This is a genomic window from Arthrobacter sp. MP_M4 (assembly GCF_035984855.1).
Lineage (GTDB): Bacteria > Actinomycetota > Actinomycetes > Actinomycetales > Micrococcaceae > Arthrobacter.
Genome location: NZ_JAXCHX010000013.1, coordinates 36069 through 61347 on the forward strand (window position 1 = coordinate 36069; position 25279 = coordinate 61347).

A 25279-nucleotide genomic window follows, 5' to 3' on the forward strand; every position below is an offset into this window, starting at 1 on the left:
GACAACAGCGCTTCCGGGTACCAGCGGGTGCGCTGATCCAGGAAACTGCGGCTGCAGGTGCTGTTGAGTACTTGTTCACAGTTGAAGTGTGCAACGTAACAATGAAAACTTGCAAGTAACAATGGACGCCAATGTCCGGTATGTGAGACGAAATCCGCAAGTGTAGTGCACATCACAATTCTGCCGGCCGTCCGATCCTTCGTCGCCTCCACTGCAGTGGTTTGCAAATCACCCGGCAGCCCGAACAAAGTTCGATCAGGGGGACTTTTTTTCCGCAGGTGTTCACTGTAGGCCGATAGGGCCAAACCGTTCGCCTACTTACTATCGGTTGTCCAGCAGTCCACAGAGTGGTCGCCGGAAAAGTGCGGAATCGGGCCCGCCCGCCGCTCCTCACCGTGCCCAGCTCGCTAGGCTGGGATTCACAGGCGCCGCACAGGATCCCCAAAGCCGCACCTAACCGGCAGATCGGAGAGTTGTCCCATGGCCACCTCGCACTCCATGACCAACAACCTCCCCCAGCTCACCCATCCGGACGGTTCCCCCATCCGAGCCCTGGTGGTGGACGATGAGCCGAGCCTGTCCGAGCTGATGAGCATGGGGCTCCGGATGGCGGGCTGGTCGGTGGCTGTCGCCGCCGACGGACCCGAGGCCATGAAGCTCGCCAAGGATTTCCGCCCCGATGTGCTGGTGCTGGATGTGATGCTTCCCGGCTTCGACGGCGTGGAGCTGCTGGGCAGGATCCGCGCCTTCGCTCCCGAGGTGCCGGCGTTGTTCCTGACCGCAAAGGACGCCGTCCAGGACCGCATTACCGGGCTGGCTGCCGGCGGGGACGACTACGTAACCAAGCCCTTCAGCATGGAAGAGGTGCTCCTGCGGCTGCACCGGCTGGTCCAGCGCTCCGGGGTGGCTGCCATGGACACCGCCGAACTTGTGGTCGGGGACCTCGTCCTGAACGTCGATACACGCGAAGTGAAGCGTGCGGGTGCGGAACTGCATCTCACGGCCACCCAGTTCGAGTTGCTGCGCTATCTCATGGAAAACCCGAAGCGCGTTGTCAGCAAGGCCCAGATCCTGGACCGGGTCTGGGACTACGACTTTGGCGGGCAGGCCAACATTGTGGAGCTGTACATCTCCTACCTGCGCAAGAAGGTCGATGCCAACCACCCGCCCATGATCCATACGGTCCGCGGCGCCGGCTACGTCCTCAAACCGGCGGACTGATCGGTGCCTGAACGTTTCCGCCCGCTGCGCCCCTCCGGGCTCAACTGGCGCAACCCGTCCACCTGGCATCTGCGCACCCGGCTTGTTCTTGTCACCATGGCCCTGCTCGTGGCGATTTGTGGTGCTGTCGGGATTGTCAGTTACGCCTCGATGGACTCGTTCCTGACCAAGCAGCTCGACAACCAGCTGGTGCAGGCCGCCGACCGGACCCGCGAGTTTGGCCGCTCCGGCGGACGGGGCGATCCCCTGGAGGCGCGCGGCCAGGGGATCGGTACCCTGAACGCCAGGATCGTGGACGATTCGGTCCGCAGCGCCGGCTTCCTTGCCGAGGACGCCACCCCGAAGTCGCTCACCGATGAGGACGACGAGATTCTTCTGAAGCTCTCCACCCGGCGCGATCCTGTGAACCGGACGCTCTCCGCCGGAGCCTACCGGCTGGTGGCGGCCAGCACCCCGGACGGCGACGTGATCGTCACCGGGCTGCCGCTCGCCGAGAAGCACAAAACGCTGGCGTCCCTGGTCTGGACCATGGTTTTGGTCTCCGCGGGCGGTCTAGTGGTGATTGGACTGGCCGGCACCGCGCTGATCCGCCGCACCATGAAGCCCCTGGACCAGCTCTCCGGGGTGGCCACGCAGGTATCGCGTTTGCCGCTCGATGCCGGCGAAGTGGGCCTCGCCATGCGTGTACCGGCCTCCGCGGCGCATCCCGGAACAGAGGTGGGCAGCGTCGGCCACGCCCTGAACCTGATGTTGGACAACGTGTCCAGCGCCCTGGAGGCCCGGCAGAAAAGTGAAATGAAGGTCCGGCAGTTCGTGGCGGATGCCTCCCATGAACTGCGCACTCCCCTGACCGCCATCCGTGGCTATACCGAACTGATGCGGATGACCGAGCACTTCACGCCCGACGGCGCAAAGTCCCTCGCACGGGTGCAGAGCCAGTCCGAACGCATGACCACCCTGGTGGAGGACCTGCTGCTGCTGGCGCGCCTGGACGAGGGCCAACCGCTGAAGCTCACCGAGGTGGATCTCACACAGCTTGCCGTGGAGACGGTGAGTGACGAGAAAGTCATGGCCCCGGACCGCATCTGGCATCTGGAACTTCCGGAAGAGCCGGTGGTGGTCCGCGGGGACGCGACCCAGCTCCACCAGGTGCTGGCCAACCTGCTATCCAACGCGCGTAAGCACACCGGCCCGGGCACCATGGTGGTGACTGGAGTGCAGCGCGCCGCTGACGGGGGTGCCGTTCTGACCGTGACGGACAACGGCCCGGGGATCGCCCCCGGGTTCGTGGACCGCATCTTCGCACGGTTTACGCGGGCCGACGCGTCCCGGAAGAATCCGCTGACCGGTGCGGCGCCGCCACCCGGCCGGACCCCTCTCCCGCACCTCCCTGCCCACCCGCCCCGTGCGGTCCCGGGGCCCCCCGCTGCCGCAGCTGCTACGGCCGCGTCGGCCGAGGGAACCAGCGGGCTGGGGTTGTCGATTGTGCAGTCGATTGTCGAGGCCCACGGCGGCACCGTCAGCGTGACCTCAGCGCCGGGCCGGACCGAGTTCACGGTACGCCTTCCGCCGACTCCTCCTCCGGAGAACACCGGCCACCCGGGAGCGAGCCGCTAAAGCCACGGCCCCGCCCTGAGTGGAACCACCGAGGACATCGGGGAGCATGCCACGCAGACCGGGGCGGCCAGCAAGCCGCCGCGCCGCCACCAGGGACAGCCGTTATCGAAATGTGACTTGACGGCTCATATCCTGTACCGTTTTAGGGTGCGGCCATCAACGGGCCGCATATCCGGATGCACGCCAAGCTCTGCCGCCTCCCGGATTCCGCTGGACCAGGCAGAGGCGGGGGACCCAGAGTTCCCGGGCATTTGCGCAGATTGCCCCCACGGGGTGAAGCCGACACGTGAGATTCCGTGCGGCCGGGTGACCTCATCCGAACCCGACAGCTAACTCCGCAGGCGTTGAGAGGCGATCATGACCACATCCGAGGCACAAACGCGCCCTGACGGCGCTGCAAATACCCGTTCCGAAGCTTCGCGCCACCGCGCCGAGCCGGCAAAACCAGCATCTGCCCTGTCCCGGTTCGCCGGCCCCGCGGGTTCCCCCGGACGCCGCGTGGCGGCCATCGCTGCAGCGTGCGCGGTGCTGGTGGGGGGCGCCGCCGCCGGCCAGGCGTCCCAACCCGCAGCCCCCACAGTTACCGCCGGCAGCGCCACGCAGTCGGCCGTCACGGCCGATCCCCTGCCGCGCCTCAATTTTGAGCATGTACTGGTGGGGACCCAGGCCAATATCCCTCCCAGTGTCGTCGCAGCGCAGTCGGCCGAGGTAAAGCCCGCCGACACACCGGCTGCGGCGCCGGTTCCTGCCCCCGTACCTGCTCCCGCTCCGGTCCCCGCACCTGCTCCCGTTGCCGTGGACGACCCCGCCGGTGCGCAGGCCTACGCTGCCAGCCAGTTGGGCTCCCGCGGCTGGGCCGCCAACGAGATGCAGTGCCTGATGAAACTCTGGACGAAGGAGTCGGATTGGAAGACCACTGCCACCAACCCGAGCAGCGGCGCCTACGGTGTGGTCCAGTCCCTGCCGGCCGAGAAGATGGCCAGCGCAGGCGCCGATTACCGCACCAATTACCGAACCCAAATCAATTGGGGCCTGCAGTACGTCAAGGACCGCTATGGATCACCGTGCGGTGCCCTGAACTTCCACTACGCCCACAACTGGTACTAAACCTGAGGCCGACGCACTGCCGGTAGGTCATTGACCGCCGGCACGGCTGGGGATGAACTGCAGCGCCCACTTGTTGCCGTCGGGGTCGGCGAAGTAGACGAAGTGTCCCCAGTCCTGGACATCAATGTCACTGGCGTCCACGCCGGCGTCCTTCAATTGCCTGTGGGCCTGTTGGATGTCGCTAACCACCACCTGCAGGCTGGGGGCGGTGCCGGGAGGCGCGTCGGTCAGGCCCTCTCCTATGGCGATCGAGCACGCCGAGCCGGGCGGGGTCAGTTGAACGAAACGGATGCCGTCCGAGGGCCGCTCGTCGAAGTCTGCGTTGAAACCCACCTTGTTGACGTAGAAATCCTTGGCGCGGTCCACATCGGACACGGGGACAAAGACCAGTTCAAGTTTCCAATCCATGCGGCTCAGGCTAGTCCCCGGGGCACGCTTTGCGGTAGCCCCAAACAGCCTGCCTTAGGGGTACTCCGGGGCCGCGGCCGGCCGGGTGGCTGGGCTAACCAGCGACGCCGTAAAGTCGGTCGCCGGCGTCGCCCAGGCCCGGAACGATATAAGACTTCTCGTTCAGCTTCTCGTCGATGGAGGCGAGCACGATCGTGACGTTGGCGTCCGAGAGTTCTTCCTCCAGCTTCGCCAGTCCCTCCGGGGCGGCCAGCAGGCAGATGCAGGTGACGTCGGAGGCTCCGCGTTTGAAGAGGAACTTGATGGCCTCCCGCAACGTCCCGCCCGTAGCCAGCATGGGGTCCAGCACAAAGATCTGCCGGTCCGTCAGGTCCTCCGGCAGGCGCTCGGCGTACGTGATGATGTCCAGGGTCTCTTCATCCCGGGCCATGCCGAGGAACCCGACCTCGGCGGTGGGGACCAGCTTGGTCATGCCCTCGAGCATGCCCAGGCCGGCACGCAGGATAGGGACCACCAGCGGCGTGGGCTTGGTGAACGCCGTGCCGATGGTGGTGCTGACCGGCGTCTCGATGGTCACCGGTTCGGTGCGGACCTCGCGGGTGGCCTCGTACGCCAGCAGCGTGACGAGCTCCTCGGTGAGCTGGCGGAACACCGGAGACGGGGTGTTCTTGTCCCGGAGAACGGTGAGCTTATGGGCGACCAGCGGGTGGTCCACAACGAAAGTGCGCATGGGTCAAAACTATCATCCGGCGGCGGGGGGCCGGCCCGTGGGACTGCGGGCGCCGGCGTCGTTCCTGGCCTTGGGAGCAGCATCGCCGGGGACGCCGTCGCGCAAGTGGACCTCGTTGTCGAAGGTGGGCGCGGGCCCGGCCTGTTCCCGGTGCCGCAGGACGTGGAAAAGCCGGTGGGCGAGGATCACGATCCCTACCCAGGCCAGCCCCAGCACCCACCCGATGATGACGTCAGTCATCCAGTGGTGGCCGAGATAGACCCTGCTCATGCCCATCGCGAAAATGAACGCCGCACCTGCCGCGATCAGGCCCACCCGGGCCAGTGTGCGGGTGATCTGCAGGCATGCGAGGTAGACCACCAGGCCAATCACCACGGTGGTGTTGAGCGTGTGGCCACTCGGGAACGACGGTGAGGATTCGTAGGGCGGGACAGCGTCGGCGTGATCCGGGCGTGCCCTGCCGATCAGTTTCTTGCCCAAGGACGTCGCCGTCACGGAGACTGCGGCGGCACCACCAATCAGGATCAGCGGACGCCAGGTGCGGCTGGCCCAGATGAGCCACGCGGTGAGAATACTGGCCAGGATGGGCATTCCGATCCCGCCGCCGATGTTCGTGAAGCCCGTGACGAACGCGTCGAGTCCGGGGCTGCGGAACTGCTCCATCATTCCCAGCGTGGGTTTGTCCAGGTTCGCCAGGCCGGCGTCGTCCACGACGTTGTCGTAGACCTCGGCGCTGAGCAACGCCAGCACCACCACTATCACGCCTCCGATGAGCATCGTGGCCCACAGCGCCGCGTACGGCACCACCCACCTGCCCCAGCGTTGCGTCAGCCAGCTCTCTGTTCCGGTGTTCACGGCTTCTCCCGATATATCGTTGCCGGTGGTTCATTGCCGGGCAGCCGGGCTGCGCAGCGTGCTTACCGTCGAAACTATCATTGACCCATGACTTCCCCCGAGCCCCGCCATGCTGAATGGATGGGCCTGGCCCTCGTCGAGGCCCGTGCCGCCCTCACGACGGCGGACGTGCCGATCGGCGCCGTCGTAGTGGGCCCTGACGGTTCGGTGCTCGGCTGCGGGCGCAACGAACGCGAGGCACTCGGGGACCCGACGGCGCACGCTGAGATGGTGGCCATCCGTGCGGCCGCTGCGCGGCTGAAGCAGCTCAGCGCCCGGAACGGGACCGCCGGCGACGGCTGGCGCTTGGCAGACTGCACCCTGGTGGTGACGCTGGAGCCCTGCGCCATGTGCGCCGGAGCCGTGGTTTTGGCCCGGATTCCACGGGTGGTATTCGGGGCCTGGGATGAGAAAGCGGGGGCAGCAGGCTCCGTGTTCGACGTCCTCCGCGAGCGCCGGCTGAACCACTGGGTGGAAGTATACGGCGGAGTCCGGGAACGGGAGTGCGCGGAGCTGTTGCGCGAGTTCTTTGCCGTGCACCGCGGCCCTTGAGCCGGAGCTGCGGTGCGGCCGCGACCTCCTCAGTGGCCCCGCATGCGAGAAGCCCGTCGACGAGGGTGGCGGCGTGCCCGGCCCGGCGGTGGCCCTTACGCAGCACGGCGCCCAGCCGCTGCCGGTCCTCGGCGCTGCCGGCCGGGCTTGTGGCTTACACCAAGGTCCTAGCGGGCCTCGAAGTCGAGCGAGTAGCTGGCCCACGCGTCGGGCGTCTCGCGCAGGGTGACGTCCAGTCCCGCCAGTTCCTGCCCGTCCACGCCCGTGCGGATCCTGGCGGCGACGGCGTCGGCGATGTACTGGGCGAGGGCCTCGGTGGTGCTGAGCCGGGCCGTAAAGTCCGGGTGCTCGTCGAGGTTCTTATAGTTCAGACCTTCCAGGATGGCGTCGAGCACGTCCCCGGCCTCGCCGATGTCCAGGACGATCGAATCCTCATTCAGTGTCCGGCGTCGGAAGGACACCTCCGTGACAAAGGTGGCGCCGTGCATGCCCTGGGCCGGGCCAAAAGCGGGGCGCGGGAGGCTGTGGGCGATCATGAAGTTGCGGCGGACGGTCAAGCTGAACACGGATTTACCTCGTGGCTTCTGTGGTGGTTTTGGTGGCGGGGTCTTCGCTCACCGGGTATTCGATGACGTGGCAGAGCGCGTCCAGGCGGCCGTCGGAGAGCCGCTGGACGACGTCGGGAAGCTCGGCGAGCGGGGACGTACCGGTGAGGAAAACCTCGAACCCCGGATCGCGCAGCAGGGACACGGCGAGCTGAAGCCGGTCGGCATTGGTGCGGCGGTGGCGGCGGGCCCGGGCCACGGCGCCCACCTGGCTGGCGCGGATGGACAACCGGCGCGCATGGAAGTCCTCGCCCAGTGGCACAGATGCGTTGCGGTCGGCGTACCAGGACATTTCGATGATGTCGCTGTCGTCGCCTGCGAGCTGCAGGGCGCGGGCCAGGCCTGCCTCCGAGGCGGAGCAGTGGATCACGATGTCGCAGTCCCCCAGGGCGTCGTCGGGGTGGGTGAAGGCCACGCCGAGCGCATCGGCGAACTCCTGCTTGGCCGGGTCGATGTCGATCAGCTGCAGCCGGCCGAGCGGAAAGGTGCTGAGGAGTTTGGCCACCATGCCGCCGACGAGGCCGGCGCCGATTACCGCGACGCGGTCGCCCAGGCGGGGGCCGGCCTCCCAGATCCCGTTGACTGCCGTTTCCACCGTGCCGGTCAGCACGGCGCGGCGGGCCGGCACGTCCAGGGGAACCACCGTGAGCTTTTCCACCGGAACGATATAGCGGTCCTGGTGCGGGTACAGGCAGAAGACGGTCTTGCCCAGCCAGTCGGCTGGTCCGTCCTCGACGACGCCTACAGAGAGGTAACCGAACTTCACCGGCGAGGGGAAAGTGCCCTCCTGGTTCGGGGCGGCCATCCGATCCGCCACGCAGTCCGGAACGCGGGCGTTGTGGACCACCATTTCGGTGCCCTTGCTGATCCCCGAATACAGCGTCCGCACCAGTGCTTCACCCGGGCCGGCGGCGGGCAGGTCCCCGCGCCGGAGCTCGCCCTTACCGGGGCCCACGGTCCAATAGGCGGTGGCATGCTGTGCTGGCGGTGTGTTCGAGTTAGTCATCTTGCTGTCGAATCTAGTCGCCTGCCGATGCGCGGGAAAGTCCGGAACGCCGCCGGGCGTGCCGCGGTCCGCCGTGGGCCGCAGCCTGCGGACCGCCGGGGCCCCCGTTTCCCGCCGTTTTGTGGAAGAGCGCCCGGCTCCGGTAGCCTAGTCAGGTTGGTGACGTGTCCGAGCGGCCGAAGGTGCAACACTCGAAATGTTGTTTGGTGAAAGCCAACGTGGGTTCAAATCCCACCGTCACCGCCATTGAAGACCCCCGGGAAACCGGGGGTTTTCTGCATTCTGGGGGTCTTCGTGGTGCATCCATGGCGCATATACCAGTGGTCCCACATCGGAAACAGCCCGGAAGTTGTCGGGGATCGGGCAAGCCCACCACGACCCGAACCGAACGAAAATGCTGCAAAATGAGGTGGCATACCTGAAGCAGGTGGAAGCCGGGGACGTACAGCTTTACCTCTATGACCGGGATCGGTCCCGGATTGTGGAAATGATCGGCACTCCAGACCCCAAGACACGGCACGTGATCACCTATGGTCCGGGGACGTTCACCGGAATGAACACCTTCTACAGAGGCGGGGTACAGCAGGTCTCGAAATACCTCAGCGGCGAGGTGTCGGGGACGGTGGCTTTCGTCTTTAGGGATGGGCGGTTCCCCGGAGAGGAGAACACCGCCGGCGGTCCCAACCTGGGGAGAATCAGTGAAGCGAACGATGAGAACCTTGCACCCACGTCCGGGCAGCAACTGGCATCCTTCGAGTCCGGGATGCGCACTGACCCAGCTGGGGCTTGGCAAACGTCACCAGCTCCGAGGTCGCCGGAGCCCGATATGACAAGGTGAGTTCCCTCGCCGGGGCCGGGATGCTCCCGGACTGGAAACCACAGCCAACTACGGAATACTCGAACCTGTTCTACTATGATCTGCTCGTCCATGGTCAGGGAGTTACCAACCCCATCACGAATAAAGGGGTTCTGTCGGATGGAAACAACCCAATTCATCGCGATGAGTTCGAACAGCACTACCTCCGCGGTCCCGACGACGACAAATTCAACGGAGCGATCAACACCGTCGAAGAAGGGAACATCCTCATGAACAGCTACAACCTCATCGCTTCCAACAGCGAGGACAATCAGAAGGCACTCGACGACATGCTGGGAATTGTGACTCGATGAGGGCACGACGTGGTGCCACGGCGTTGTTGCTGGTGACTTTGGTAGGGCTCGCCGGTTGCGCCGGAAACCCAAACGCGAGTTCGATCGAGCCGGCTGCGCCAGTTGCTGCTCAAACAGAGGAGGAACCGATGAAAGCTGAACTGACGTGGCAGGAAGCGAAGGCCAAAGCCCAGGCCATGGAGCTGGAGATCGCCGCCCTGATCCCCAAAGGCACTGTTACCTCGATTGATCAGAAGAAGACGGGCGTGCTTCTGTCCTGTAACAAGACCCAGCACAACTGGAATGGTTCAACCACGGTCACGGTTGCTGAAGGAACCAAAATTGAGCCGATCGTGAAGGACATCGAAGCCCATTACCAGAGCGGCGCATTCGGAGTCAGGAACAGGCTTGATATCGGTGGATACTACGAAGTCCAAATGATCGCTCGCAGCGGAAGCGGTGAGAACTATATTGTCGCCGAAGGGTTAGCCCCAAACGAGATTCGCATTGATTCGGGTTCGCTGTGCTTCACATTGCCGGAGGACATCTACCCAGGTGGGGATTTCTAAACCGGGTCATGTGGAACGGCAGCATTCCCGTCTTTCGCGATGAGTACGAACCGTACGCCTTTCAAGGCCCCACGACGAACCCAACCGCATGATCAATAGTGAAGAATTTAGCATCCTCATGAACAACCACTACCTCATCGCCTCCAACAATGAGGACAACAAGAAAGCACCCAAGGACATGAAGAAGTTGGTGAAGCAATGAGGGTCCCGCACCATGCTGTGCTGTTGCTGCTGGCGGGTTCGATGGTTCTGGCCGGTTGCGCCGGAAGCCCCGGAGGGTCTCCCATCGAACCACCGGTACCCACCGCAACAAAGACGCAGGAGGAACCGATGAGTGATGAACTGACGTGGCAGGAAGCGAAGGCCAAAGCCCAGGCTATGGAACTGGAGATCGCCGCCCTGATCCCAACAGCCACTGTTGTCTCGATCGATCAGAAGAAGAAGGGCGTGCTTCTGTCCTGCAACAAGACCCAGCACAAATGGAAGGGTTCCACGACCGTCACGGTCGCCGAAGGAACCAAAATTGAGCCGATCGTGAAGGACATCGAAGCCCACTACCGGGCGGATGGACTCAAGGTGTCCGTTGACATGGATGTAGACGAGAAGTATCTTGTCCAAATTGATCCACCTGGTCTTGGGGAGAATTACCTCGTTGGTGGAGGCGTTGAGCCTAATGAGATTTGGATCGATTCGGGTTCGCCGTGCTTCACATTGCCCGAGGGTACTTACCCGGGTGGGGATTTCTAAAGCCCGGGTTCGAGTGGGATGAAGCAACCCCATCTACGCGACGAGTTCGAAGTTAGCTGCCGCTCACGCTCCGCGCGCTTGCCCTCGGGAATCGTGGTCACTTCATGCGCCAGCTCGGCCACTTCGGCATTCCATCTCCCTTCCAAGTCCCGACCAGGCTCGCGACCACCTGACGGACAGGAATAAACCATTGATTGCGGCTGGCTACGGTCATTCCTGCTCCGGAGAGCCTCGGCGCGAAAGGCCAAGGACTAGCATGTTTCGTACAACCAGGAGCCAGTGATGGCCTTAACAACGAGCGAGGCTCGCCGCGATCTTGTCCGTCTCATCGAGCGGGTCAACGTCGAGTGCGCCGAGGTGGAGATCACGTCGAAGCGTGGATCCGCGGTTTTGGTGTTGAAGGATGAGTCCGACGCATTGGTGGAAGCAAGCTACCTGCTGAGCTCACCGACGAAGGCACCCCGCGTCATGTCGGCTCTGGAATCCGTCCGCGAAGTCGAACCAGCCCAGCACAAGCGTTTAGAACCGTGATCGGACACACCTTAGCTTGAACCATGTGGCCTGCAGACTGCCCGCACGGGAAGAGCCGGCTTTGAACACCGGCGGAACCTCGCGCTGACCGTCATGGCTTCAACCAATCGTCTACTTCTACTCCGAGGCAGTTGTGCATTCCTGGCCGTTGCGATCGCCATGAAGTTTATGGGCACCACGGCTTGGATTGCGTTCTTCTCTGTGGGCATCACGTTCCTCATCCTCGGAATGCAGAAGGCCGCCGACAAAAATAAGCGCCCGCCCAGCGAGCTTCGCAGGACTGACGGATGACTCAGACAACAGAGTCGCGCCTGGTTAGTTGGCACCCTAGGACACTCCTGAATCGCCGCCCCGTACCCTCTCTCTGATGTCCGGCGGCGAGGTCGGGACTTGCCAGCACTAAAGCGCAGGGCTTCGCTTCCAAGCACGTTCACCCGAAAGGTGGCCGCATGGCCAACAAGATTCCGGATCCTTGGATAAGCGCCTCGTTCTTCGCCTGGGCGGTCCTGTTTGCATTGTGGCAGCCCTTTGTCTGGTGGCGTGGTGTTGCATCCGTATTCGGAGTGGTCCTCGGATTCTGGGGCCTTTACCTGTGGTGGCACGACAGGGTGAAGAATTCGAGCACCGTGCCTCCGAAACCCTAAGAGGAATATCCACAGAAGACAGGCCGCAGCCGCCGACGGCGTCGTCGTCGTCGCTGCGGCCGAGGGCGGCGCCGGTCAGGCCGCTGTTGGGAAACTCACAGTGGTTGGCTGGGAAGTTCCTAGGGCGCGTGGTGTACCTTGCTTGGCAGACACCCCCAAGAAACCAGAAATGAGACGGTCCTCCGTGGCAACCGATTACGACGAACTTCGCTCCGACGTCAAAGAATCCCAGCACAACTCCCTGGAGGCGCTGCGTTCGGCCAACTCCCCTGACGCCCGCAGCGTGGTCCTGGAGCTGGACGAAGCAGACACAGTCGACGGGGTTGATCTTCCAGGGGACTTCATCGCCGAGGAACTGATCGTTCAGGTCATACCCCAGGCGGACGACGAGTTCACCTGCTACTCATGCTTTCTTGTCCGCCACCGCTCCCAAGTGGCCCGCCAAAAGAACGGCCACGCCTACTGCGTCGACTGTGAAGGCTGAACGAGAGGACCTCCGGCTCCAGCACGCGTGGTCCACCGTTTCCACAAACTATCCCGGGAATGTGGTGGGCTCAGCCGGGCAGCTGGATAAGGTCCGAGCCGTCGCTCGACGTGTTAGCTGTCGCTAGGGGCGCACCTCAAGCAATTCACCGACCGCACAGTCGAGAACATCGCAGATCGCGGTCAGCGTGGAAAAGCGGATCGCACGCGCCCGGTCATTTTTCAGCACAGACAGGTTGACGATGCTGACACCTACCCGCTGGCTCAGCTCGGTCAGGGTCATGTCCCGGGCCGCGAGGAGCTCATCGAGCCTGCAATGTATCCGCTGCTCTTCATCTGACGCGGAAGCCATCAGATGAGCCCGTCAAGTTCCAGCTGCTGACGCCGGCCCGTCTCGAATATGCTCGCGAGAACGGCAGCGCCGAGTCCAACCGCGACCGGCCACACGTTCAGTTCCATGAGGAAGAACTCACTTGTTCCCTGTTGCGGAAGCAAGGCGATCCGATCCAGGACCGAGTGATGGGCCATCGCCTCCATGAACGGCCCCAGAAGCCCCCAGGCCATCACAGCGAGGCCCGAGATGCCGACGGCGAGGGCCAGCTGCTTGCCGAAGCCTGTGCCGCGGTAGACGGACCAACTGATGAGGCCCAGAGTCGCCGCGGACAACATGCCGGCAAGCCCGCCCAGAAGTCCTGATCCGAGGAGCAAAGAGCGTTCGGTCGAGGTGAGGCTGGCTGGCTGCACATCGGCTGCGGAATACGCGGCCTGGAGGACTTCACTGTTGCCCTCACCCAGCGCGGGTGGCAGCAGGTTTGTGAGCGGCACATCCAGCAGCGGCGTGCTCGCCAGCCCTGTGAGAACAGCCACGATCGCGGAAACAGCGATGCCGAGCGCGGCCAGTCCAAAGACGATCGCAAACACCAACGCGCCCTTGCGGTCCAAATAAGCCAATGTGTTCGCCATAGTCCATCCCCAATCCAAGAGAAAGTTTATCGTTTGTCGTTAATATAACGACAAACGATAAACACTTCAAGGCTGCCGCTTGGTGGTGCCTGTTGAGGGACTGGTTTAGCCGGCGGCCGAGCCACGTCGAAGATGCGCCCTGGATGCCAACATCCACATCAGCACCGCACCGGACCCAAAACCAAGCCAATAGCAATAAGAGGTGTTGGTGCGGCACTCAACGCACCTGCCAGGGACAAGAGGGCCACGAGGGACAGAACAAACCTGGCCCAATGTTCGCCTCGCCGAAGCCTGAACGCAGCCCAGCATTGGAGCACCGTCAGCAGGAGAAGCAACCCCATGGCGAGGGCGAATCTAGTTCAGCGGAGAAACTAGGAGCACCCAGAATCGCCTGAGAAGCCATCAGTGCGGTTCTGAGGGCCGTGGGGGGTAAGCGATACGCGCTCTACGACCCGCCCTTCTCTGGCGCTGATCGTCTGGTCCGGAGTCGCCTTCTCCGACATTGTCGTCCCGTGCTCCTTCTCAGCGCATGCGGTTATTGTCATTCCCATCATGAGCACGACCATCGCGGCTGTGAAAGTACGGAGGGTGCCCGTGATTGAGGCAGTAAGCACGGGCAGAGGGAGGGGCGTCTGCCCAGACTTACCCTGCGGGCGGAGTCGGCGTCGTCGATGTGTCCCGCGGATCGGCTTTCAGCATTACCCCTTCGTCTCCGGGGAGTACTTTGCCTTGATTCCGCTCTGCTTCGTCCTCGTCGTTCAATGCAACCGCGTCGCCCGGTGAGCAGGGGGCAGTAGCGCCAATACTGTACGACTTGTCAGATGCATCAGTATCGAACTCAGCCCGGAGGACGGGACCGCCCTCCGCAAAGACGGTCGGGTGTGTTGTCGGATTTACGGTGCGTACGGTCATGCCGAGGGACTTCCAATACTCGGCGACGCGTTTGGCGTCCTCAATATGGTCAGTCCCTTGAGGCGCCCAGCGGTCGTACCCGTAGCTGGCTCCCTCCTCACGATTTCCGAGGGAGCACTCTTGAGCCCAAGCTACGCCGTTGCGGGGCCACCACCCGGTGACGTCGAGCTGTTTGGTTGTGTTGATGACGAGTTCGACCACCCGGTCCCGCCCTTCTCTGGCAGTAATAGTCTTTTTTTCCGGCGTAGTAGTCTCTGACATTGTCGTGTTTGGCTCCTTCTCAGCGCATGCGGTTATTGTCATTCCCATCATGAGCACCACCATCGCGGCCGTGAGTGTCCTCAAAGGCGTTTTAGCGGCCGGCATTGGACATTCCTTCCAGTAAAGCTTTCTGCAGATCCGTCGGCCCCAGCGGTACATACGGGGTGATCTTCTCCGCTTCTCCCTTGATTGCCCAGGCCGTGTTTTTTAGGGATTCGGTTCTTTCGTCGAAATACCCTACTTGTTCGCCGTCCGCAGGCATGAGCGCGTTGTGGTCGGCGACGGCTCGCCCGGCGTCGCCGCCGGTGTCGGTGCCGAAAGCGTGGGAACCGAACTCAGGTCTAATCGGGTTCACGTGGTGGTCGCGGCTGTTTTCCCGGCCAGTCCAGGCCCACTGGTCCCCGCTTTCGGTTTCACCAGGAATCTTGTCGCGCGCATGTCCGGAGTATACGTGTCCGGCGTTGAGGTCAGCTGCGGTGTGGACGTTGTCGGGCAGGCCTGCTGAGCCGAGAGTGATGAAGTTATACACCTTGATACCCGGCTGTGTCAGGGCTACCGCGGCGGTGGTTGTGCCGTAGGAGTGAGCGACAATATTGAGTTGCGGCGCGGACTCACCGCGGACTGCGGACAGGCCACCGAGGGCCCCGGCGAGTTTCTGTCCGCCCGCTACTGCTCGATTCACATCAAGAACGCCGACGTTGATGTTGTTTTCCAGTGCGGGCACGGGCGGGGTTTCGTACCCGATCCAGGCCACCACGGCGCTACCCTCGGGAAGCAGGTCCTGCAGGTTTTGGGCAGCTTTGGTCCACCCTGTCATGTCGCCGGCGGTGGTCCCCATTCCCGGAACCGCGTAGGTGACACTGCCAGCGGTATCGAGATCACCGACCGACACCGCAGCCAAGGGAGGATTGTCCTGGGTCAGGGAGATCAATTGCCGCCTCGCTGCGCTACCGCGTGGACCTTTGAGCGCGTCTTGGATATTGCGCAGCACGTCGAGTTGCTTCTGCACGGCAGTGAGTGATTTTCTCAACGCGGCCGCCATCGGGGGCATCCCGCCGTAGCCCACGGTCGTGTCGTCGAGGAGGGCCTGTATTTGCGCGAGCTGGGCCTCCACATCGGCTACCGCCCCCTTGAGTCCGGTTTGGTTTGCGTGGTCCCGGGCTTTGTACGGTAGTCCTTCCAGGTTCCCGAAGACCACCGGGAACTTTGTCAGCAAGAGGTCCTGCCGGGTCGAGAACGGGGTTTCGGTGCCCGTTTGCGGGTTCAGGCCCGTCCACCACGAGTGGATCTCGGCAGGGTTCATCATCTGAAGCTGCGAGACCAGCGCAGGAGAGGCCGTCAGCATTGCGGCGAGTTCCTTCGCGGGCAGGGACGAGAACACATGCAACAGCTCCTGGTCGCTCAACGGCGTGAGACCAGTACCGGCCAGATCGAGCGCACCATGTGAGAGTGATCCTCCGCCGGCGGCGGCGAATGCATCAGCGATGTGTTCAATCCAATAAGCATCTGTCTCGTTTTCGCCCAGGAGCCGCTCAAAACCGCCAGGGAACGAGTTCGATCCGAGCAGAACCCAGGAGCACGAAGAGGTGAATGACACCCATGCCTTGCCCAGCTGCATGAGGTCCTGCTGCATGCCTGTGTTACCCGCTCTGGCCTGAGCCACGAAGGTGCGGAGATGGTCCGGAACGGCAGAACTTTTCCCGTTCGAAGACCCACCGCCTGAGGTGCGGTTGCGTTGGCGGGGAGAGAAGACCGCCGAGATGGTTGGAGGCGCGACCGGCGTCTCAGAGGGTTTTGGATCAAAGATGCCCTCTACCGCGGTGCCGATGTCTCCAATGAAGTCCTCGCGCCTGCTCTCACGCTCGGCCTCCCGCTCCCGCCAATCCGCCAGCCGCGATTGGCGCTCACGTTCCTCCCGCGCTTTTTGTTGTGCTTCCTCGACCTGCCCGGCAAGATTGTCAAGCACCGCGGCCAACTTCCCGCGATCCTCAGTCTCAATGGACGCAGCCTCTTTGAACAAGTCCGCATACCCACCAGAGAAGTCCTCCAGCGCAGTCTCTACCGCGCCACGACGCAACACACCTTCATCACGAAGCCGCCCATCCACGTCACGGGCGACCCTGACCAACGACGTGGCAGAATCATCGTCAAACGAAACAGCCAATGCTTACTCCTTCAACGAAGACACTTCCGACGGCTCGGGAAGGGCTGCCGGGCCTTTCCACCTATGGCAGTTACGCGCCGCCGCCAGCTGAGAAAATATCCTGCGAGATCGACTGGACCTGACCAATCAGCCTTGGCATGTTCAGTAGACAGCACGCGCGACCTACAAAACCTTCAGAGTGACAACAAGAAACCGCCGGCGGGAATACCCCGAGGGCCGAACATGCCCGACACTACCAACACCAAACAATAAATCCAACAAATAGGGAAATCGCCTACATTTGGTGAATCTCAGTCATTTCGCGGGTCGGCGGCCGATGAAGGACTTGAGGATCAAGGCCAGTCCGATCGGCACGAAGACGATGGCAGTGACCAGACGCAGGGTATCGACCGGCGCCCACGTCAGAAAGATTGAGCAGCAGCCTAGTCATCGGTTTGAGGACAGGTGCCCCTAAGCTCGGTCCATGCCCGAAACCGCAGATCAGCCCGTCGCCGTGCGCGCGACGGCTTTCGTCCGACCCTCAAGGTGGTTGCACCGCCCGGTACGCCTGGTCCGCTACGACGCCCGCTGGTCAGATGGTCGCGTGGCCTTCGATGTGAGCCTTTCGAAGATGATGTACCGGGGATTCCCAGCGGACTTCGCAGCCATCGACGAGAGCGTGAACGCCCACTGCCCGGAAGTAGGGACCGGCCAATGGGTGGACGACTTCGGCCGGGTCGTCGAGGGTCCCACTGAGATTAATCCGAACCAGCCAGGAAACCGTGGAGGAGAGCGGCGGAATTATGGGGTTTCGAGATACGAGTCGAACCCGAAGGTGAAGCGCGCGTGGCGTCTCGGCCGCGGAGTAGCCGGCCTCGGAATCGGCGTTTTTCTCCTCACCGGACCGGTAAGTCACGGGATCGGCGGTTTCATGGGAGTTCTACTCGTCATCGGCGGTTCGGCTTCGCTCGCGGGCCTGATTCCTGAGAAACACCGGCCATGGTGAGTCGACGTCGGAAATGACCGCCGACGACCTTGACGCGCAGTTCGCCGTCATCACGGATGCGCGTGCCATCCGTGCGGCGGCCGCCGGCGCACTTCCTTGCACGACGGGAATGGGTGGTTCTCAGACGTCGGAGCCGCGGAGTCATACCAAACACTAAATAATCTGAGAGCATCGCCGCGTTGAGGCCGTGCCTGGTTCCTGCGCAACTCGTGACGGGTCGTCCGTACTGGATTCCACCGGCGGCCGGGCTTCGGAACTCCCGCTGAAGAGCCTGGGCCATTGACGTAACCGTGCCCGCAGGACTCCCGTCCACTTCATCATGCAGCCGGTCCGGCACAATGGGGACGTGACTTCTAGAAGAGCTGCCGTTAAGCGGCGACCGAAACCGCGGGTCTCGCTGCCCAAGGTGTTGAACCTGGCGGTAACAGTTGCGGTCCTTTGCCTGGGGCCGGTATTGATCGGCGTCGGCAACCACCTGATCAATGTGGACGAGGAGCTGACGCGGACCGGGACGCACGCCAGCGGCACCATTGTCGACTTCGATGACGTCAGCAAAGCATCGGAGCGCAGGATGGAAGTGGACTTTGTTTCCGCCGACGGGACGCTCCACCGCACCTGGGCCGCGGTGGACCACGACCAGCACCCCGTCATTGGTGAGGATGTCACCGTGGTGTACCGGGAGCACAGCCCGGGCAACGCCGTGGTCCTCGGATTCGAAAGCGACGGTGTCTGGTTCCGCGGGGTAGGGGTGCTCCTGACCTCCATCTTCGGCGGGCTGGGCGTCATCGCGGGTGTTGCCCTGTTGATCGGCTGCCTGAGGAAAGGCAGGACCGCAAGGGGACGGGCTTCAGATTCCTTCTACGGCCCGTGAAGCGAACTCGCTTCTGATTCTGTTCCGGGCCCCGTGTTCGATCAGAGTCGGGATGTAGGTCCGGATCCGGCTGGACGCCAACTGGTCATACTCTTCAGAGACGACTCTGTCGACCAGGGTCCGGGGAGCGTCGGGATGCCGAGCGAGGATCCGGGCCGTGACTTTGTCGATGGTTTCCTGCCTGTCCGCGTCATCCATGGATTCAGTCTGGGGCCGGCCGGCGGCAGTGTCCATCAGCTTGCTTACGACCCCGGCGGGGCACGATCCGTAAACACCACAGCGGCAGCAGCCACGGGAGACGCGGCTGCCTGCCTTCCCTTAGCCGGCCGGGGTCGCGACGTCCTCCAGGACCTTCCGGTCGAAGAAGCGGATCTCACCGGTTTCTTCGAAGAACACGGGCACAACTGAAGTACTCGGATCCTTTGAGGTTTCGTAGATCTCGGGGGCGCCCCCGTGCCTGCGGGCAATGGTGCCGACCAGGTCCGTGCCGCGGACCTTCACGGTCCGGTATTTATAGCTCATGCGGGCTCCTTTGGTGACGTGGAACACAGCCTACTCCCCGAGGCCGGCGCTGAGCTGTCCGCCCATCGGGGTGCGTCATGGACGAGCGCCGGCCCGCACTGGTGGACAATGCGTTCATGACCAATGACGCTCCCCGCCCGGTCTACTTCCTTTCGGACAGTACGGGCATCACCGCAGAAACACTCGGCAACACCTTGTTGACGCAATTTCCGGAGAACGAATTTGATCGGATCACGGTCCCCTTCATCACCACAGTCGATCAGGCGCGCGCCGTCGTCCGGGTGATCGACAACCGTGCAGCAGCCGGACTGCAGCCGATTGTCTTCTCCACCGCCGTCGGCAGCGACATCCGCCAGACCCTGGGTACCTGCACGGGCATCATCGTGGACCTCATCGGCACCCATGTCGGCCAGCTGGAGCTCGCCCTGGGCGTCGAGGCCAGCGGCGAACCGGGCCGGGCGCACGGACTCGGCAACGCCGCCCGCTACCAGTCGCGGATGGCCGCGGTGGAATATGCCATGGAACACGACGACGGCCAGAGCCTGCGCGCGCTCGAAAAGGCCCAGGTCATCCTGGTTGCCCCGTCGCGCTGCGGCAAGACGCCCACCACCATGTATCTGGCGCTCCAGCACGGCATCTTCGCCGCGAACTTCCCGCTGGTGGACGAGGACTTTGAACGCGAAGGACTCCCCAAGCCGCTGCGGCCCTTCGTTTCAAAGTGTTTCGGCCTCACCACCAATCCTCTGCGCCTGAGCCAGGTCCGCACCGAACGCCGCCGCGGATCGCCCTACGCATCACTGCGCCAGTGCGGCTTTGAGCTGCGCAGCGCCGAACGGCTGTACGTCCAGCACGGAATCCCCTACCTGAATTCGGCCAGCGTCTCCGTCGAGGAAATGGCCGCCACCATTCTGCAGAAAATGAACCTCAAACACTGAGGCAATCGACTCCTGCGTGTTGCGTGGACCACATCATGTGGTAACACCGGCCCGGACCTGTCAGTGTGGACAGGACTTGCGCCCATCATCCGGCGATCGCCCCGCTCGGGGTGCGATATCTCATGCCATCATCTGCAAAGGAGCAGCAACCATGACGACAGACATCCTGTGGTTCTCAGAACTCGGCCTCAAGGACCTGGACCGGGTGGGCGGCAAAAACGCCTCCCTCGGCGAGATGGTGCAGAACCTGACCTCTGCCGGCGTCCAGGTACCGGATGGCTTCGCCACCACTGCAGACGCCTACCGCAGTTTCCTCGCCGATTCCGGCCTGGACCAGAGAATTGCCGACCGGCTGGTGGGCCTGGACACCGACGACGTGACGGCCCTGGCGGCAGCGGGCCTGGAAATCCGCAAGCTCATGCGCGAGACGCCCTTCCTGCCGGACTTCGAATCCCAGATCCGGGCCTCGTACCAGACGCTGGTGGACAAGCACGGCGGCTCCGATGACCTCTCCTGGGCCGTCCGGTCCAGCGCGACCGCCGAGGACCTGCCCGATGCTTCCTTCGCCGGGCAGCAGGAAACCTTCCTGAACGTCCGCGGCATCGAGAACATCCTGGTCGCCATCAAGGACGTCTTCGCCTCCCTCTACAACGACCGCGCCATCGCCTACCGCGTGCACCACAAATTCGAGCACGCTGAAGTGGCGCTCTCGGCGGGCGTCCAGCGCATGGTGCGTTCCGACGTCGGCGCCTCGGGGGTCATGTTCACCATGGACACCGAATCGGGGTTCCAGGACGCCGTCTTCGTCACGTCCTCCTACGGCCTTGGCGAGGCCGTTGTCCAGGGTGCGGTCAACCCCGACGAGTTCTACGTCTACAAGCCTGCCCTGGAAGCAGGCCGCCCGGCCATCCTCAAGCGCGGACTGGGCGAGAAAGCCCTCCAGATGACCTACACCAGCAACCGCGAAATCGGGCACACCATTGATTTCGTGCCGGTTGAGGCTTCGCTGCGGAACCGCTTCAGCCTCACCGACGACGACGTCGAGCAGCTCGCCCGGCACGCCGTCGCCATCGAAAACCATTACGGACGCCCCATGGACATTGAATGGGGCAAGGACGGGATCGACGGCGGCCTGTACATTCTGCAGGCCCGCCCGGAGACCGTCCAGTCCCGCCGAACCTCCGGGAGCCTGAGCCGGTTCCGCCTCAACGGCTCCGGCAAGGTCCTGGTCGAGGGCCGTGCGATCGGCCAGCGCATCGGCGCCGGCAGCGTGCGGATCCTCACCGCGATCGACCAGATGGCCGCCTTTAAGACCGGCGACGTCCTCGTCGCGGATATGACCGACCCGGACTGGGAACCGATCATGAAGCGCGCGTCCGCCATCGTGACCAACCGCGGCGGACGGACCTGCCACGCGGCGATCATCGCCCGTGAACTGGGGATCCCCGCCGTCGTCGGCACCGGGTCCGCCACGGACGTCCTCTCCGACGGGCGCGAGGTGACTGTTTCCTGCGCCGACGGCGAAACCGGCGTCATCTACGAGGGACTCCTGGACTTCAGCGTCGAGGAAACTGAAATCACCCAGCTGCCGGAGGCCCCGGTCAAGGTCATGATGAATGTTGGCACCCCCGAACAGGCCTTCACCTTTGCCCAGCTGCCCAACCACGGCGTGGGCCTGGCCCGGCTGGAATTCATCATCAACCGGCAGATCGGAATCCACCCCAAGGCGCTGCTGAATCTGGACGAGCAGCCCGCCGAGGTGCTCGCAGAAATCCGGGAGCGGATCGCCGCCTACGAGAGCCCGCGCGACTACTACATCAAGCGTCTGGCCGAAGGGGTTGCAACCATCGCCGCCGCGTTCGCGCCGGAACCGGTGATTGTGCGGATGTCTGACTTCAAATCCAACGAGTACGCCAACCTCCTCGGCGGACCCGCCTATGAACCGCACGAGGAAAACCCGATGATCGGCTTCCGCGGCGCCTCACGGTACCTTGAACCGTCTTTCCGCGACTGCTTCGACCTGGAGTGTGAGGCCTTGTCCTTCGTGCGCAACGAGATGGGCCTGACCAACGTCAAGCTGATGATCCCGTTCGTGCGCACCGTGGACGAAGCCAGCGGCGTGATCGACCTGCTCGCGGAGAACGGCCTGCGCCGCGGCGAGAACGGCCTTGAGGTCATCATGATGTGCGAGCTTCCGTCCAACGCTCTGCTGGCCGATGAGTTCCTTGACTACTTCGACGGCTTCTCCATCGGCTCCAATGACATGACCCAGCTGACCCTGGGCCTTGACCGGGACTCCGCGATCGTGGCCGGCAGCTTCGACGAGCGCGACCCTGCCGTCAAGAAACTCCTGAGCATGGCCATTAAGGCATGCAAGGCGCGCGGCAAGTACGTGGGCATCTGCGGCCAGGGACCCAGCGACCACGCAGACTTCGCCGAATGGCTGGTCGAGGAGGGCATCGACTCCGTCTCGCTGAACCCGGACACCGTGGTGGACACCTGGATCCGGCTCGCCGGTGCGGCTTCCGCTGCCGGTGTCGGCGCCCCGGACACCGCCGACGCAGCAGTCAGCTAGGGGTTCCGGCGCCGAGGCCGCAGGACAGGTTCGGGCCTGTCCCGCGGCCTCTTTGCTGTCCGCGGTGCCCGCCCGGATTGAGGCGCAGGACTGCTCCGCTGGACTTTTGCACAGCGGAGCGTCGGCGCCGCCGTTGTTTGGTCCATTGAGGAGCGGCAGTGCAACGCGGTTAGCTGTGGGGATCAGCGTTCCGCACCAATGACGTTCAGGACACATCGTGACTTTGCAGCAGGACCGGGCCAACGGCGCCCCAGGATTTTGGACCTCCCCCACGACCAGCGTCCGGGTGGAGGAGCTGCCGGCTGACCCGCCGTGTCCGGAGGAGTGCCACTTCTGCTCCGGTCCCGAGACCGATTGACCAGGCCGGCGCCCCGGCCCGGCGGACACATTTCGCCGCCCGGGAGAAACCGCCGGTAGAATCGGGGCGACCCGCTACGCCGCGGGAGCACCATGCCGAGCCGGGAAGGGGAGGGGTCCGTGCGCACAGCTGCACCGTTCCACGCCCTGCGCACGGTTATGGTCGCGCTCACCGTCCTGTCTCTTGCCGCCGGCGCCCACGCACTGTCCGGCGGCGCCCTGCCCGCCCCCGGGATCCTGCTGGCCCTGCTGGCCCTGACCGGGCTCGCCGCCACCGCCGCGACCCGGCTGAAGCTGAACCTCCCCGTCTTGGCCGCCCTGCTCGGCGCCGGACAACTGGTGCTGCACGAGGCCCTTACCGGCTTCAGCGGCCACGCCGTGAGCGCCGCCGCAACGGCGCCGGCCGGCAGCGTCCTGCCGCACCACTTCGCCCCGGTCCCCCTGTCCGCAGACACCGGCGGCCAGCTCGCCGCGGCCGGTCGGCACGCTGGCCCGGGCATCGACTCCCTTCTGATGCTGGCCGGCCACGCGCTGGCAACGCTCCTCTGCGCGGTTCTCCTTGCCAAAGGCGAAGACGCCCTCTGGTCCCTTGCGGCGTGGCTTCGTCCGCTTCTGCGGCTTCCCGCAGCGGCGACGCCCGACGCCGTCGCGGTGCCGTTGATCACCGGCTGGCCGGCAGCGTCGGCGCCACTGCCGAGGCGGAATCTCCGGCGCGATTGCCGGCGCGGGCCACCCGCCGCCGTCGTATCTTCCTGACACCTCCTGGCCGCGGCCCTGCCTGCCGCTGACGCCTCGCGCCCGAACGCCTCGCCGATGCCGTCACCACCGCCGCGCCTCTCACCCATTTTGTGTGCCTGCCCCTGCGCGGCGCACCCCTGAAAGGCAACCCCCGTGAAGCTTTCCCGCACCTCCGCTATCCGCCGCTCCGTCACCGCCACCGCTGTGGCCGGCGGAACCGCTGCGCTGATGCTCGCCGGCATGTCCGGCGCATCGGCCCACGTCGGCGTCACCCCGGATAAAACCGACGCGAACTCCTACGCCCTGCTGACTTTCGGCATACCGCATGGCTGCGATGACTCCGGCACCACCAAAGTGACCATCACCCTGCCTGCCGAGCTCAACGACGCGCAGCCAACCGTCAACCCCAACTGGACGGCAGCGAAAGTCACTGAGCAACTTCCCGAGCCGAAGAAGCTTGCCGATGGCACGTCCATCACCAAGCGGACCAGCCAGATTGTCTACACTGCCAAGGCGCCGCTGGAGCCCTCCCTCCGCGACGCCCTGGTGCTCTCGGTGAAACTGCCCGACGCCGCAGGGCAAACGCTGTACTTCCCCACGCTGCAGAACTGCGAGGTGGGCCAGACCGACTGGTCGCAGCTCCCCGCCGAAGGGCAGGACCCGCACTCGCTCAAGGCACCGGCACCAGCGGTAACGGTCACCGCGGCCGCCGCGGCGGACGGACACGGCGTCCATGCAGCGGGTGTCCCGGACGCCACCCCGGAGGCAGTCCAGGCCGCTGCAGTGACGGACGACGGCGCCCAGGCCCGCAGCTGGGCCGGTTTGGTGGCCGGCGTCGGAGGCCTGGCCCTCGGCGGCCTCGCCCTGGCACGCAACCGGAGCAACTCCGTTCCGTCCCGCGCCTCGGCTCCTTCCTCCGCACCCAAGGACTAGCTGACCTCGATTGATGCCCGAAAATCACAATCCGGGCATCAATCGGGCGCCGCCGTCGTGGCGTCGTTGACTCAGGCCACCAACGGGATGAAGGTGGTGCAATGACGGCTCAGCGATTCACCTCCAAACTGCTCCTGACGACGGCGGCAGCCGCGGCAGCACTCGTGCTCGCCGGTTGCGGCACGGGCACCCCGCAATCCCAGACCTCCAGCACGCAGGCCTCCAGCACACCGGCGCCCAGCGCCGCGGTGTCCTCGGCCGCGGCCCCCACCAGCCAGCCCGTGGAGACCCCCACGAGCGCCGCCCCCGCCACATCGGCGCCAGCAGCCGCGGTCTCCACACCGGCCGCCGGTCCTGCGCTGTGCAAAACTGCCGGCCTGACCGCCGCCACCGATGCCACCGGCGGCGGCGCGGCCGGCAGCGTCTACATCCAGCTGATCCTGACGAATTCCGGCACCGAGGCTTGCCTGCTGAAGGGCTTCGCCGGGGTCTCGCTCACCGCCGGCCCGAACGGCGAACCGATCGGCGCCCCCGCCGCCAGGGACGCATCCACCCCCGCCGCCGGCGTACTGCTCGCCCCCGGCCAGGGCGGAACTGCCACGCTGCGCTATACGCAGGCCCGCAACTACGCCGACTGCACAGTGGTCCCGGCGGCCGGGTTCCGGATTTACCCGCCGGAGGACACGGAATCCCTGTTCATCGCCGAACCGCATGACGCCTGCAGCAATGCCGGCACCAATGTGCTGAGCATCCGGGCGTTCTCGGCCAAGTAGCACCCGCACCACCTCCGCCGGAGGGCC

The 25279-nt window shown here is 64.4% G+C and carries 30 protein-coding genes, 1 tRNA gene and 1 riboswitch; of the genes, 20 read left to right on the forward strand and 11 right to left on the reverse strand.

All coding sequences use genetic code 11. The features are described 5' to 3' along the window. Window positions 1-480 precede the first annotated feature (480 nt). The 3 genes from RCH15_RS11175 to RCH15_RS11185 all read left to right on the forward strand — a co-directional run bounded on the left by RCH15_RS11175 (window position 481) and on the right by RCH15_RS11185 (window position 3945). Window positions 481-1221 (forward strand): response regulator transcription factor, encoded by a 741-nt coding sequence (locus tag RCH15_RS11175; RefSeq protein ID WP_326960733.1) that lies wholly within the window; start codon window positions 481-483, stop codon window positions 1219-1221. Window positions 1222-1224: 3 nt separating this feature from the next. After that, complete coding sequence (locus tag RCH15_RS11180) at window positions 1225-2838, forward strand: sensor histidine kinase (RefSeq protein WP_326960734.1); 1614 nt, start codon at window positions 1225-1227, stop codon at window positions 2836-2838. A gap of 198 nt (window positions 2839-3036) precedes the next feature. Beyond that, window positions 3037-3197: riboswitch (cyclic di-AMP (ydaO/yuaA leader) on the forward strand. Continuing rightward, a complete protein-coding gene (locus RCH15_RS11185; RefSeq protein WP_326960735.1) occupies window positions 3196-3945 on the forward strand; it encodes a hypothetical protein in 750 nt (249 codons plus the stop codon). (Overlaps the previous riboswitch by 2 nt.) A gap of 27 nt (window positions 3946-3972) precedes the next feature. On the opposite strand, the gene RCH15_RS11190 is transcribed toward RCH15_RS11185, so the two are convergent. The 3 genes from RCH15_RS11190 to RCH15_RS11200 form a co-directional block, all read right to left on the reverse strand. Continuing rightward, window positions 3973-4353, reverse strand: a complete 381-nt coding sequence (locus tag RCH15_RS11190) for a glyoxalase superfamily protein (protein WP_326960736.1) — start codon at window positions 4351-4353, stop codon at window positions 3973-3975. Window positions 4354-4447: 94 nt separating this feature from the next. Further along, entirely contained in the window at window positions 4448-5083 is a 636-nt protein-coding gene (upp, locus tag RCH15_RS11195) for a uracil phosphoribosyltransferase (protein WP_224048511.1), read from the reverse strand. Window positions 5084-5095: 12 nt separating this feature from the next. Beyond that, the gene (locus RCH15_RS11200; RefSeq protein WP_326960737.1) at window positions 5096-5938 is read right to left on the reverse strand and encodes a phosphatase PAP2 family protein; all 843 of its coding nucleotides are present in this window, start codon (window positions 5936-5938) and stop codon (window positions 5096-5098) included. 87 nt (window positions 5939-6025) lie between these two features. Here RCH15_RS11200 and RCH15_RS11205 point away from each other — a divergent pair, with 87 nt between their 5' ends. Further along, window positions 6026-6529, forward strand: coding sequence for a nucleoside deaminase (locus RCH15_RS11205; RefSeq protein WP_326960738.1), 504 nt, complete (start codon window positions 6026-6028; stop codon window positions 6527-6529). 167 nt (window positions 6530-6696) lie between these two features. Here RCH15_RS11205 and RCH15_RS11210 read toward each other — a convergent pair whose 3' ends face one another. Both RCH15_RS11210 and RCH15_RS11215 read right to left on the reverse strand, forming a co-directional pair. Further along, entirely contained in the window at window positions 6697-7095 is a 399-nt protein-coding gene (locus RCH15_RS11210) for a 6-pyruvoyl trahydropterin synthase family protein (RefSeq protein WP_326960739.1), read from the reverse strand. A 4-nt stretch (window positions 7096-7099) separates the two neighbouring features. Beyond that, window positions 7100-8140: a zinc-dependent alcohol dehydrogenase gene (locus RCH15_RS11215; protein WP_326960740.1), complete on the reverse strand. Its 1041-nt coding sequence runs from the start codon at window positions 8138-8140 to the stop codon at window positions 7100-7102. Between the two features lie 158 nt (window positions 8141-8298). Here RCH15_RS11215 and RCH15_RS11220 point away from each other — a divergent pair. The 8 genes from RCH15_RS11220 to RCH15_RS11255 all read left to right on the forward strand — a co-directional run bounded on the left by RCH15_RS11220 (window position 8299) and on the right by RCH15_RS11255 (window position 12264). Beyond that, window positions 8299-8386, forward strand: a tRNA-Ser gene (locus RCH15_RS11220). Window positions 8387-8534: 148 nt separating this feature from the next. Further along, window positions 8535-8978 carry a hypothetical protein gene (locus tag RCH15_RS11225; protein WP_326960741.1) on the forward strand — a complete coding sequence of 148 codons (444 nt, stop codon included), beginning with the start codon at window positions 8535-8537 and terminating at the stop codon, window positions 8976-8978. After that, on the forward strand, window positions 8975-9310 hold the full coding sequence (locus RCH15_RS11230) for a hypothetical protein (protein ID WP_326960742.1): 336 nt from the start codon (window positions 8975-8977) through the stop codon (window positions 9308-9310). Before RCH15_RS11225 ends, RCH15_RS11230 begins: the two co-directional genes overlap by 4 nt. A gap of 128 nt (window positions 9311-9438) precedes the next feature. Next, window positions 9439-9858, forward strand: a complete 420-nt coding sequence (locus RCH15_RS11235) for a hypothetical protein (protein ID WP_326960743.1) — start codon at window positions 9439-9441, stop codon at window positions 9856-9858. 330 nt (window positions 9859-10188) lie between these two features. Further along, window positions 10189-10605, forward strand: a complete 417-nt coding sequence (locus RCH15_RS11240; RefSeq protein ID WP_326960744.1) for a hypothetical protein — start codon at window positions 10189-10191, stop codon at window positions 10603-10605. 282 nt (window positions 10606-10887) lie between these two features. Further along, the gene (locus RCH15_RS11245) at window positions 10888-11136 is read left to right on the forward strand and encodes a type II toxin-antitoxin system Phd/YefM family antitoxin (protein ID WP_326960745.1); all 249 of its coding nucleotides are present in this window, start codon (window positions 10888-10890) and stop codon (window positions 11134-11136) included. Between the two features lie 168 nt (window positions 11137-11304). After that, on the forward strand, window positions 11305-11427 hold the full coding sequence (locus RCH15_RS11250) for a hypothetical protein (protein ID WP_326960746.1): 123 nt from the start codon (window positions 11305-11307) through the stop codon (window positions 11425-11427). Between the two features lie 537 nt (window positions 11428-11964). Then, on the forward strand, window positions 11965-12264 hold the full coding sequence (locus tag RCH15_RS11255) for a DUF4193 domain-containing protein (RefSeq protein ID WP_326960791.1): 300 nt from the start codon (window positions 11965-11967) through the stop codon (window positions 12262-12264). Window positions 12265-12387: 123 nt separating this feature from the next. Here the strand turns inward: RCH15_RS11255 and RCH15_RS11260 are convergent, their stop codons facing one another. The 4 genes from RCH15_RS11260 to RCH15_RS11275 form a co-directional block, all read right to left on the reverse strand. Continuing rightward, on the reverse strand, window positions 12388-12615 hold the full coding sequence (locus tag RCH15_RS11260; protein WP_326960747.1) for a helix-turn-helix domain-containing protein: 228 nt from the start codon (window positions 12613-12615) through the stop codon (window positions 12388-12390). Beyond that, on the reverse strand, window positions 12615-13226 hold the full coding sequence (locus tag RCH15_RS11265; protein WP_326960748.1) for a hypothetical protein: 612 nt from the start codon (window positions 13224-13226) through the stop codon (window positions 12615-12617). The genes RCH15_RS11260 and RCH15_RS11265 overlap by 1 nt, the downstream gene beginning before the upstream one ends. 642 nt (window positions 13227-13868) lie before the next feature. After that, window positions 13869-14504, reverse strand: a complete 636-nt coding sequence (locus RCH15_RS11270; protein ID WP_326960749.1) for a hypothetical protein — start codon at window positions 14502-14504, stop codon at window positions 13869-13871. Further along, the gene (locus tag RCH15_RS11275; protein ID WP_326960750.1) at window positions 14491-16563 is read right to left on the reverse strand and encodes an alpha/beta hydrolase; all 2073 of its coding nucleotides are present in this window, start codon (window positions 16561-16563) and stop codon (window positions 14491-14493) included. The genes RCH15_RS11270 and RCH15_RS11275 overlap by 14 nt, the downstream gene beginning before the upstream one ends. 463 nt (window positions 16564-17026) lie before the next feature. Here RCH15_RS11275 and RCH15_RS11280 point away from each other — a divergent pair, with 463 nt between their 5' ends. Further along, window positions 17027-17548, forward strand: coding sequence for a hypothetical protein (locus tag RCH15_RS11280; RefSeq protein WP_326960751.1), 522 nt, complete (start codon window positions 17027-17029; stop codon window positions 17546-17548). A 346-nt stretch (window positions 17549-17894) separates the two neighbouring features. Beyond that, window positions 17895-18419 (forward strand): DUF3592 domain-containing protein, encoded by a 525-nt coding sequence (locus tag RCH15_RS11285; RefSeq protein WP_326960752.1) that lies wholly within the window; start codon window positions 17895-17897, stop codon window positions 18417-18419. Here RCH15_RS11285 and RCH15_RS11290 read toward each other — a convergent pair. Together RCH15_RS11290 and RCH15_RS11295 are read right to left on the reverse strand one after the other, a co-directional pair. Beyond that, complete coding sequence (locus RCH15_RS11290; protein ID WP_326960753.1) at window positions 18396-18617, reverse strand: three-helix bundle dimerization domain-containing protein; 222 nt, start codon at window positions 18615-18617, stop codon at window positions 18396-18398. The two genes, RCH15_RS11285 and RCH15_RS11290, sit on opposite strands and share 24 nt — an antisense overlap. Window positions 18618-18737: 120 nt before the next feature. Next, window positions 18738-18941 (reverse strand): hypothetical protein, encoded by a 204-nt coding sequence (locus tag RCH15_RS11295; RefSeq protein WP_326960754.1) that lies wholly within the window; start codon window positions 18939-18941, stop codon window positions 18738-18740. Window positions 18942-19057: 116 nt separating this feature from the next. On the opposite strand from RCH15_RS11295, the gene RCH15_RS11300 reads away from it, so the two are divergent. The 6 genes from RCH15_RS11300 to RCH15_RS11325 all read left to right on the forward strand — a co-directional run bounded on the left by RCH15_RS11300 (window position 19058) and on the right by RCH15_RS11325 (window position 25252). Beyond that, window positions 19058-19876 (forward strand): pyruvate, water dikinase regulatory protein, encoded by an 819-nt coding sequence (locus tag RCH15_RS11300; protein ID WP_326960755.1) that lies wholly within the window; start codon window positions 19058-19060, stop codon window positions 19874-19876. Between the two features lie 151 nt (window positions 19877-20027). Beyond that, complete coding sequence (gene ppsA, locus RCH15_RS11305) at window positions 20028-22451, forward strand: phosphoenolpyruvate synthase (protein ID WP_326960756.1); 2424 nt, start codon at window positions 20028-20030, stop codon at window positions 22449-22451. A 217-nt stretch (window positions 22452-22668) separates the two neighbouring features. Then, on the forward strand, window positions 22669-22809 hold the full coding sequence (locus RCH15_RS11310; protein ID WP_326960757.1) for a hypothetical protein: 141 nt from the start codon (window positions 22669-22671) through the stop codon (window positions 22807-22809). Between the two features lie 119 nt (window positions 22810-22928). Further along, entirely contained in the window at window positions 22929-23564 is a 636-nt protein-coding gene (locus tag RCH15_RS11315) for a hypothetical protein (protein ID WP_326960758.1), read from the forward strand. A gap of 210 nt (window positions 23565-23774) precedes the next feature. Then, window positions 23775-24479, forward strand: coding sequence for a YcnI family copper-binding membrane protein (locus RCH15_RS11320; RefSeq protein ID WP_326960792.1), 705 nt, complete (start codon window positions 23775-23777; stop codon window positions 24477-24479). Window positions 24480-24580: 101 nt separating this feature from the next. Then, window positions 24581-25252 carry a DUF4232 domain-containing protein gene (locus tag RCH15_RS11325; RefSeq protein WP_326960759.1) on the forward strand — a complete coding sequence of 224 codons (672 nt, stop codon included), beginning with the start codon at window positions 24581-24583 and terminating at the stop codon, window positions 25250-25252. Window positions 25253-25279: the final 27 nt, after the last annotated feature.

Coding starts and splice junctions, on each gene's coding strand:
- RCH15_RS11175 (WP_326960733.1), top strand. CDS start 481: ATGGCCACCTCGCACTCCATGACCAACAACCTCCCCCAGCTCACCCAT.
- RCH15_RS11185 (WP_326960735.1), top strand. CDS start 3,196: ATGACCACATCCGAGGCACAAACGCGCCCTGACGGCGCTGCAAATACC.
- RCH15_RS11190 (WP_326960736.1), bottom strand. CDS start 4,353: ATGGATTGGAAACTTGAACTGGTCTTTGTCCCCGTGTCCGATGTGGAC.
- upp (WP_224048511.1), bottom strand. CDS start 5,083: ATGCGCACTTTCGTTGTGGACCACCCGCTGGTCGCCCATAAGCTCACC.
- RCH15_RS11205 (WP_326960738.1), top strand. CDS start 6,026: ATGACTTCCCCCGAGCCCCGCCATGCTGAATGGATGGGCCTGGCCCTC.
- RCH15_RS11215 (WP_326960740.1), bottom strand. CDS start 8,140: ATGACTAACTCGAACACACCGCCAGCACAGCATGCCACCGCCTATTGG.
- RCH15_RS11225 (WP_326960741.1), top strand. CDS start 8,535: ATGCTGCAAAATGAGGTGGCATACCTGAAGCAGGTGGAAGCCGGGGAC.
- RCH15_RS11235 (WP_326960743.1), top strand. CDS start 9,439: ATGAAAGCTGAACTGACGTGGCAGGAAGCGAAGGCCAAAGCCCAGGCC.
- RCH15_RS11240 (WP_326960744.1), top strand. CDS start 10,189: ATGAGTGATGAACTGACGTGGCAGGAAGCGAAGGCCAAAGCCCAGGCT.
- RCH15_RS11245 (WP_326960745.1), top strand. CDS start 10,888: ATGGCCTTAACAACGAGCGAGGCTCGCCGCGATCTTGTCCGTCTCATC.
- RCH15_RS11250 (WP_326960746.1), top strand. CDS start 11,305: ATGGGCACCACGGCTTGGATTGCGTTCTTCTCTGTGGGCATCACGTTC.
- RCH15_RS11260 (WP_326960747.1), bottom strand. CDS start 12,615: ATGGCTTCCGCGTCAGATGAAGAGCAGCGGATACATTGCAGGCTCGAT.
- RCH15_RS11265 (WP_326960748.1), bottom strand. CDS start 13,226: ATGGCGAACACATTGGCTTATTTGGACCGCAAGGGCGCGTTGGTGTTT.
- RCH15_RS11270 (WP_326960749.1), bottom strand. CDS start 14,504: ATGCCGGCCGCTAAAACGCCTTTGAGGACACTCACGGCCGCGATGGTG.
- RCH15_RS11280 (WP_326960751.1), top strand. CDS start 17,027: ATGCCCGAAACCGCAGATCAGCCCGTCGCCGTGCGCGCGACGGCTTTC.
- RCH15_RS11290 (WP_326960753.1), bottom strand. CDS start 18,617: ATGGATGACGCGGACAGGCAGGAAACCATCGACAAAGTCACGGCCCGG.
- RCH15_RS11295 (WP_326960754.1), bottom strand. CDS start 18,941: ATGAGCTATAAATACCGGACCGTGAAGGTCCGCGGCACGGACCTGGTC.
- RCH15_RS11300 (WP_326960755.1), top strand. CDS start 19,058: ATGACCAATGACGCTCCCCGCCCGGTCTACTTCCTTTCGGACAGTACG.
- ppsA (WP_326960756.1), top strand. CDS start 20,028: ATGACGACAGACATCCTGTGGTTCTCAGAACTCGGCCTCAAGGACCTG.
- RCH15_RS11320 (WP_326960792.1), top strand. CDS start 23,775: ATGCTCGCCGGCATGTCCGGCGCATCGGCCCACGTCGGCGTCACCCCG.
- RCH15_RS11325 (WP_326960759.1), top strand. CDS start 24,581: ATGACGGCTCAGCGATTCACCTCCAAACTGCTCCTGACGACGGCGGCA.